Raw genomic sequence first — 8,212 nt, forward strand, 5'->3', positions numbered from 1 at the left:
ATAACACCAAAACGACAAAAGTTAAAAAGAGGGTGTAAAAAGAATTAAAAAATATTTAGGAGGCTGCCAAGAGCATGCCTTAGTTTCTTATAGGCAATACGCTTTTGAGATTTAACGGTGTTTTTGCTTATAGAGAGTTCTTCAGCGATTTCTTTATTAGTATAGGCATTTAGCGTTAACCTAATAACGGCTTCACTTTTATTGGGGAGTTGCTTTATGGCAGTCTCTAGCTGGGCATAGGTATCTGTAAGTATTAATTGGGTATAAAAAAACGTATCGCTTACCATATGGTCAAAGTCAATATCTGGAGATTGAACCATACTCCTGTGATATTTACTTTTCAGATAGTCTAAACAACGGTTTTTAACGGATGTATACAATAAGGATTTTATCGCATAAAAATTTGGATATGGGGTGTCTCGTTCCCATATCTTAATAAATACCTCTTGTACAACATCCTTAGACGTATCCATATCATTAAGATAGTTGTTGGCAAATAAGCACAACGAAGGGTAGAGGGTCTCAAAAAGTGACTTCAACCCGTCCAAATTTTTGGGGTGTACTTGGCCTTCAGACATAATGCATTGGTATTTAAAGGAAATTTTTAAAATTTCCTTTTAATGTAGAGTACCATGCGTTTTATTAATTTTCAAACTATGCAGAAAAAATAGGGCGTGGAACTCAACTTATCCAATAGAGGTACTGGTATACCGTGCAGAGATAAGAGAGCTCACGCCCGGGACGTGAGCCTATCTACTTATCATCTCATCTGCAAAAATTACCAGTTTTCTATTGAGAGACTCAAAGCGATGGCTTCAAATATTTTTAAATACGAAGAATCGCAAATTTATGTAATTGATTACAAATATAACAAATTTATTTTTTGTCATCCAAATGGATTACAACATTTATTAATTAAATGTCAAAATTGCAGTATGTCCAAATTGAAGTCAGAAGATATAGAATTTAATAAAAGAGTAGCATTAAGAGTGAAAGAATTAAGATTGAACGTGAATAAAAGTCAATCTAAATTTGCTGAAGCTCATTTTGTGGATAGACAAATAATTAGCCGTTGGGAAAACACTAAAGATAGCAGAGGTATTTCCATACATACTATAAAGCGATTCTGTAAAATGATTAATATATCATTAAAAGATTTTTTTGATAGTGAATTATTTTCTGATTGTTAAAATACTATTTAATTATAGTATTAATGATATCAATTATAACGTCTTAATTTGAGGATTCGTTATCGTATAAGTTAAGAAGACTTAATTTCTCTTTTTCCATTGTTTGGTAAAGTCGTCTTCTTTAGCGCCTAATGGAAACAAAACATAGTACCACAAGCAATTTAGATAATACTGAAGGATTCTAATCCATCTAGGGAGTTTTGATTTTGCCATAGTTAAAGTTAAAGAAAAAAAATGTTATTACTAATTTGAAGTGTTTATAATAGCTGTTTTATTTTTTTTGTACTAGTCTGATTATTATAAAATTGTGTTAGATTTGTGGTTGGCGTTATAGATTGGATATGAATAATTGTTTGTATTCAATTGTTACCCAACATATATAACAAACATTGATAAATAAAATAACCAACCTTTACTACCGAACAATTTACGAGCTAGAAAGCTGGAATTGGACTATGATTTTATTGGGAATTATTTCAATTCAACTCACTATTTTATTGTTTGTTACTTTAAACAATAGATCATCTGAACCAGAATTTACTAAAAATAGTCTTGAACTGATTTTAACAATTAATGGACTTTTTTCTGCAATTCTCGTAACATATTTTTTCAATCGAATTTCTTGGATTTTAACTATCAATAAAGAAACACACGAAGAAGCAATAGTTTTCTCTCAAAAAATAACTGAATTTAGAAGAATTTTAAAAAAACTAACTGATTTTTACGGAGTTTGGGAAGATGATAATGCTACTAAAAGTCTTTTAGGTCAAAAAGCTTACAAACGTATAGATTATTACGATTTAAAAATGTTATCAATAAGTGATTATCAACCTGAAGAAAAAGAAGCAATTGAAAAATTACAGAAAGATGAAAGATATAAAGAAAGCCAAACAGGTTTGTATTTAGGAATGATTAGTCTTGTTTATGATAGAAAAAGTGACAATATAAGACCTGGAGACGAACTATATAAAGATTATCAAGTAAAAGGCAGATATAACTTTGAACATGTACAAAAATGGGTTGAAGTTGACTACGCAAGTAGACTAGGATATGCGTTTCAAAAAGACTATCAATTCATACATTACGGCAGATTAAGTAAGAAATCGCAAAAATACATTTTGGATGCTTGTATTAGAATCAATCCAAAATATGCAGACTATGAACTTGACAACAAATTAATGAGCGAAATATGTGATGATATGAACGAACATTATTTTAAAGAACTATATCAACTCTTGCTTGATTTAAGAAAAGGACTTTCTGGAATAAATCTAATTATTTTTGTAATTCTTATTTCAAGTTTAGTTTTTGGAGTACTATTTCCTTTTTTTACATATTTTATGATTCAAGATCTTGAGTTAAAAAAATCATTATCAAATCTTCTTATCGGAATAAATTTTGGTTTGTTATTTTTCTTTGTGACAAACCTCTATGGAATAATTAAAAAAGAAATAATTTGGAAATAAATACGTTGGGTAACACCGTATAAAAATAATTGCGATTTAGTGCTTAAACAAAGGTCGTTGCGTGTTTGTAACGTCTGATTTTCCTTCGGAAAACCCTAGCATACAAACCCGCAACTATTCTTATACATAAACGTTAGCGGTCATGCAAGAAAAACCATCTGCCAAGTATATCAAATTGTATTAAAATTATGGATTTTAAAACCTTAACAAAAAATGGAAATGTAGGATTTTACCAGAGCTGTGAAATTACAGAGCTGTTTTTAATAAGGAAGAAGGATAAGACAACTTTCAATTTTTATACGATTTCCGTATTCGAAGAAAAACCATTCGTCGGTAGAAAACAACAGTTTCTTTGCAAGCCTATTTCTGTTAATAAAGAATATAATATCGGGATTCAGAGATATTGGCTGTCATTGACTGAAGCTGAACAAAACTACAATATTTTAAAATCGAAAGGTAAGTGGCTTTACGAAGGGAAAAGTATTTCAAATTTCCCCAAACTCAATGGTTTATCAAAACAATACATACCTTCTATTGATGGAAATAGAATAAATAAGGTTTTAAAAAACAACTATACTGGTTCATATATTCTTGAATTTTTTGACGAGGATAAATCAAATTTTGACGACCTCTTAAATATTGAAAATCTGTCGAAACTCAATGTTATAAGTGATAAAATAAAGAATATAGTTCCAATTGATTTATCTGTGGTAAGAGATAGAATTGGCAATTTTATATTTCAATTTCCAATTACAATTTTACATTCAGACGCAAGAGCATTAAAGACTTGGGATGGCGTAATCATAGACTTTTCATGGCATAAGAAATTAAAATCTATACCCGAATGTTTGCTTCAAGTTGAATCAACATTTGATAAGAATTACATGGGAAGCACCATTGAAGATTATAATAAAAGTTCAACACAATCAGTTAACATTGGAAATCTTGACCAGATTAATCATATAAAAATTTGGAGAAAAGAACCGAGTCTAATTCTTTCTACATTTTCAGGTAGTTTTATTCGTAATTTCTCTTTTAATATGGGAATTGTAAGTCCAGAACCACGATTGTTTGAACTAGATGGAAAAATGGTTCAAGTTCAAGTATCAAGTAATGAAGGACCTCGAAATAAAAAAGCAAAGCATAGCTATACTGATTTTATTAGCAATAATTTGTACGATGCTGAAAAAAAACAATTAGAAAAAAATCTTGCTTTTAAACAATATAACTCATCAAAAAAAGGAACAGTTGAGGATTTAAGATTATTAATTAAACAACATGGGAAAAACGGTGCGTTTATTTGGGACCCATTTCTAAGTCCGAATGATATTTTTAATACTTTATATTTTTCAGCAGATGGAGGAGTTCCTTTAAAGGCTATTGGTTCTATTACTGATACGGTAAAAAGTGTTTATGACCTAAAAGGAAAAACAGCATCAGACATAATAGAAAACTATAAGGGCGAATTTGAAAATCCTATAAACAACAATTATCACTTGAACATTGAGTTTAGGATACAACATGGAAATTTTGGATGGTCATTCCATGATAGATTTTTAATTTTTCCAAGCAATGAACTAAAAAGGTCTAAAGTCTATTCATTAGGAACATCTATTAATTCTTACGGAAAAAGTCATCATATTTTACAAGAGGTTTCCCATCCTCAACCTGTTGTTGATGCTTTCAATGAACTTTGGGACAACTTAAATAATTCAGATTGCTTAGTATGGAAAAATCCGAAATAGTAGTAATAAAAGCCATTGAACAACTAGGTTCGACAGAGATTCACTCTTCTCTTCGTGAAAATTTAGAATCTCTTGAAACAGAGAAAATAGAGTCTCTTTTGAATATTGAGAGTAACAATAAACTGATTAAAACAGACAATGAAATTAGGAAGATTGTTTCAAAGGCAAAAAACAATGCGATTATTTCAGATAATGGTGAGATTACAGAACTTTCAACGATAGTACAAACTGCAAACCTCTATTTTGTAAAGAGTATAGAAGGTGTTGATTTAAAGTCTCTTATTTTGTTTTTAAACATAAACTGCTATTTGTTGGCAAATATAAAATACTTTTTACAACACAATGATTATTCAAGTAATGATACAAAGGGGATTGCAGAAAAAATCATTGAATTGTTAAATAAAATTTCTTTTGATATAAAAGCACAATCAGGAGTACCATATCATGAAAAAGAAATGCTGAAAGAATATGAAGAAGGGATTAAAAACAATAACATAAAAAATACATATAGCCTAATTGAAGCCATTGAAAGAGGAGGGAAGGGTTTTCATTTTAATTTTCTATTAGAGCATATCGTCAAAGCTTTATACATACTAAACTTTGGGCTATTTATAAAAGCACTTAAAAATCTCTCTAGTCCTCAGAGCTTTATATTCTGTTTGCAAAGTTTTACAAGAGAACAACTTTTTGCGATTTCAGAAGAAAAATCATTAACGAATAAATGGTTTAATTTTGAATTAATTCGTCAAACAACAAGGCATGAATTAGAGGAGAATTTAAATAATCAAAATGTTCGATTAGTAAAAAACTGCCTTTTAAAACTAGTATCTGATACTAGTTTTTTTAAGCAATCTGTTTTGTATTTTCCAAAAAGCAAAATTTTTAATAATGCACTTGCAGAAACTTTAGCTTTAAATTCAAACAAATTACAGGAGGATATTATAAGTGATTGTTTTGAGATAAGTAAACATACATTCTATCATGAAGCCAAAAATATTTTCAAAGATAATTTTAAAAAATCGGCTACTGAAGATAGATACTTGGAAATGCTTGAACAAGTGCATAATAAATGGGAGACATTTTATAATAAAATAAGTAATTCCGATGAATATCAAGATGATTTATTACTTACTGATTATTGCGATTTTATCGTGGAATATTTTTATGAAAAGTTTGACGACTCTGATATTATTGACAATATGAATAATTGCTTCAATGATTTACAGTATATCGTCTCTATTTGGACTGAATCACAAACACAGCAGATTACGACTTTTAATTTACTTCTGACACGTTTATATTTATTGACTTATGCATTTAAAGGAAAAGAAATGAATAATAAAGAAATGCTTAAAAGCTTTTCCGATTTTGAATCTAATAGCATATTGATTAGTCGATTTATTGAAGATAAAAGAGATGCATTAATAAAAGTAATGAAGGAAAATATAGAAAGCACGAACCGCTAACATTTTGTATAAGTAATGGCAGGCAAAGCACTAAATATCAAGGCAAGTAGCCCGCTCAAACTGCGTAGCTATTTGACAAGAAAGTGCCACGCAATCTGCCACTACTCATACAATTTACCGTAATGCTGACTTTATAAATACTAATCTTACAAATTGAATATCAATATTTATCTTGTATCTACTGTCCATAGAGAGAAAGGCAATTGCACTTCTGAACGATTGTTTGAAATACTCAATAAGATTAAACCTGATGTTGTATTTTGTGAAACTTCTAAGCAATTATTTGAAGACTTTAAAAAAGGATTAATTCACTCTTCCCTTGAGTTTAATGCAATTGAAAAACTATCTAAATATCATTCGTTTTCTTTTGTAGCAATAGACAGTTTTCCTGCACCGAGTTCAATTTTCAGAAAACAAGTTGAAGAATTGTTTGGTATAATAAATCAAGATGAAAAATTCTCAAATGCATTGAAAAAAAACAATGAAAATACGCATTTGTTTGGCTTTGAATATTTAAATAGTGACGAAAGCATTCAAGTATTTGATGAAATGTCTGAAAGAGAAAAAAATGTTATTTCTCAATTAGAAAATTTGGAATATACAAACGTGTACAAAAATTGGCTGAGTGTGATTGACAATAGAGAAAATGAAATGCTAGAAAACATTAACTCGTATGTTAAAAATAATGAATTTGAAACTGCTGTATTTCTCGTTGGTGCCGCTCACAGAAAGGCGATTTTTAATAAAATTAAAGTGAATAAAAATATTCAACTAAAATGGAACCTTGAAGTAGCCAAATAAAACAAACCTTTAAAAGAGAACGAGCCTAAAAATTATGCTAACCATATTATTGTATTATTAATAATTTTAGCCATTATTTGTTGTGTAATGGTGGTGTGGAAATATACAAGCTAAAATCGATTACGTTCTCTTTTTCCATTGTTTCGTAAAGGCGTCTTCTTCGGCACCCAATGGAAACAACACAGCATTGATGTTAGTGGTTCTTACCTATGGATTTGAGCGCTTTACAAGTGGTAGTGAACTCTGTAGTTATGCCGGCTTGACTCCTGTAGTTAGAAAGAGCGGTAGCAGTGTAAATGGACGAAGTAGGATTAGCAAAATAGGGAATCAAAAGCTTCGTAATTTATTATTTATGTGCAGTTTTAATGCTTGTAAATATAACCATGCTTGCAAAGCAATTTATGAGCGATTGGTCGCCAAAGGAAAGAGCAAAAAATTAGCCTTAATAGCGGTTTGTAATAAGCTTTTAAAACAGGCTTTTGCTATCGCAAAATCTGGTCTAACCTATGATAATAATTACAGAAGTACTTTAGCAATAAATTAATAAGTTTTCACTTGTTTTTTACCACAGTACTTTGTTAGCAAACGTTATTTTTTATTCTTTTATAAATTTAATCGTATTTCCGTTATCAAATTTTAATAAGTAAAGTCCATTGGTAAAGTTTTTAACATTAACTCTGTCTTTATTAGAAATACTTCCAGACGCTATTTCAGAACCTAATATGTTATAGATTTTATACTTTTCCTTTTTAGACAAGCCTGATAATTGAATAAAATCATTTGAAGGATTAGGATATATAATTACTGATCCTTTGTCTGTAAAAAAATCGTTAGTTGACAATATAACATTGTTTAATTGCCTAATAATATTATTCATCCTATCAGAAATTAATAAGTTTCCATCTGTGTCAAATGTTATGCCATAAGGACTATTTAATTGTGCAGAAGTAGCTAATCCACCATCACCAGAATAACCTGCAACTCCAGTTCCTGCAATAGTTGTAATTATTCCTGAATTATCTATTTTACGAATTGTATGGTTCGAAGCTGAAGAAAAATAAAGATTGTCATTGTTATCAAATATTAAATCTCTTGGATAATTTAATTGAGCAGAAGTAGCCAACCCTCCATCACCTGAGTAACCTTGCGTATTATTACCATAAACTGTACTTATAAATCCAGAATTATCTATTTTTCTAATTACGTGGTTAGCACCATCAGTTATATACATTTCGCCAAGAGAATTGAAAGCAACTGCTCTTATATCATTTAATTGTGCAGAAGTAGCTAATCCACCATCACCAGAATAACCTGCAACTCCAGTTCCTGCAATAGTTGTAATTATTCCAGAGTTATCAATTTGTCTAATAACATTATTGTGACGGTCAGCAATTAATAAATTGCCACTAATATCAAAAGTAAGTCCAAATGATCCATTTAATTGTGCAGAAGTAGCTAATCCACCATCACCAGAATAACCTGCAACTCCAGTTCCTGCAATAGTTGTAATTATTCCTGAATTATCTATTTTACGAATTGTATGA

The 8,212-nt window shown here is 29.9% G+C and carries 7 protein-coding genes and 1 pseudogene; 6 read left to right on the forward strand and 2 right to left on the reverse strand.

What is annotated here, in order from left to right; all coding sequences use genetic code 11:
• Positions 1-44: 44 nt before the first annotated feature.
• Positions 45-578, reverse strand: coding sequence for an RNA polymerase sigma-70 factor (locus tag DFQ09_RS18055; RefSeq protein ID WP_115812906.1), 534 nt, complete (start codon positions 576-578; stop codon positions 45-47).
• 357 nt (positions 579-935) lie between these two features.
• Here DFQ09_RS18055 and DFQ09_RS18060 point away from each other — a divergent pair, with 357 nt between their 5' ends.
• The 6 genes and pseudogenes from DFQ09_RS18060 to DFQ09_RS18085 all read left to right on the forward strand — a co-directional run.
• A complete protein-coding gene (locus tag DFQ09_RS18060) occupies positions 936-1,190 on the forward strand; it encodes a helix-turn-helix transcriptional regulator (protein ID WP_115812936.1) in 255 nt (84 codons plus the stop codon).
• A 455-nt stretch (positions 1,191-1,645) separates the two neighbouring features.
• The gene (locus DFQ09_RS18065) at positions 1,646-2,656 is read left to right on the forward strand and encodes a hypothetical protein (RefSeq protein ID WP_115812908.1); all 1,011 of its coding nucleotides are present in this window, start codon (positions 1,646-1,648) and stop codon (positions 2,654-2,656) included.
• A 188-nt stretch (positions 2,657-2,844) separates the two neighbouring features.
• A complete protein-coding gene (locus tag DFQ09_RS18070; protein ID WP_115812910.1) occupies positions 2,845-4,401 on the forward strand; it encodes a VPA1262 family N-terminal domain-containing protein in 1,557 nt (518 codons plus the stop codon).
• Positions 4,383-5,867, forward strand: coding sequence for a hypothetical protein (locus tag DFQ09_RS18075; protein WP_115812912.1), 1,485 nt, complete (start codon positions 4,383-4,385; stop codon positions 5,865-5,867). Before DFQ09_RS18070 ends, DFQ09_RS18075 begins: the two co-directional genes overlap by 19 nt.
• Positions 5,868-6,020: 153 nt before the next feature.
• Positions 6,021-6,668, forward strand: coding sequence for a hypothetical protein (locus DFQ09_RS18080; RefSeq protein ID WP_115812914.1), 648 nt, complete (start codon positions 6,021-6,023; stop codon positions 6,666-6,668).
• A 172-nt stretch (positions 6,669-6,840) separates the two neighbouring features.
• Positions 6,841-7,212: pseudogene (locus DFQ09_RS18085) on the forward strand (transposase); the annotation flags it as partial.
• 51 nt (positions 7,213-7,263) lie between these two features.
• Here DFQ09_RS18085 and DFQ09_RS18090 read toward each other — a convergent pair.
• Positions 7,264-8,212 (reverse strand): NHL domain-containing protein (locus tag DFQ09_RS18090; RefSeq protein WP_115812916.1); only part of this gene is annotated, 949 nt, incomplete at its 5' end.

The sequence above is a fragment of the Winogradskyella pacifica genome (assembly GCF_003386275.1).
GTDB classification, from domain to species: Bacteria; Bacteroidota; Bacteroidia; order Flavobacteriales; family Flavobacteriaceae; genus Winogradskyella; species Winogradskyella pacifica.

Bases quoted from the DNA above. Each gene is read 5' to 3' on its own strand.
- DFQ09_RS18065 (WP_115812908.1), top strand. From the start codon at position 1,646: ATGATTTTATTGGGAATTATTTCAATTCAACTCACTATTTTATTGTTT.
- DFQ09_RS18070 (WP_115812910.1), top strand. From the start codon at position 2,845: ATGGATTTTAAAACCTTAACAAAAAATGGAAATGTAGGATTTTACCAG.
- DFQ09_RS18055 (WP_115812906.1), bottom strand. From the start codon at position 578: ATGTCTGAAGGCCAAGTACACCCCAAAAATTTGGACGGGTTGAAGTCA.
- DFQ09_RS18075 (WP_115812912.1), top strand. From the start codon at position 4,383: ATGGAAAAATCCGAAATAGTAGTAATAAAAGCCATTGAACAACTAGGT.
- DFQ09_RS18060 (WP_115812936.1), top strand. From the start codon at position 936: ATGTCCAAATTGAAGTCAGAAGATATAGAATTTAATAAAAGAGTAGCA.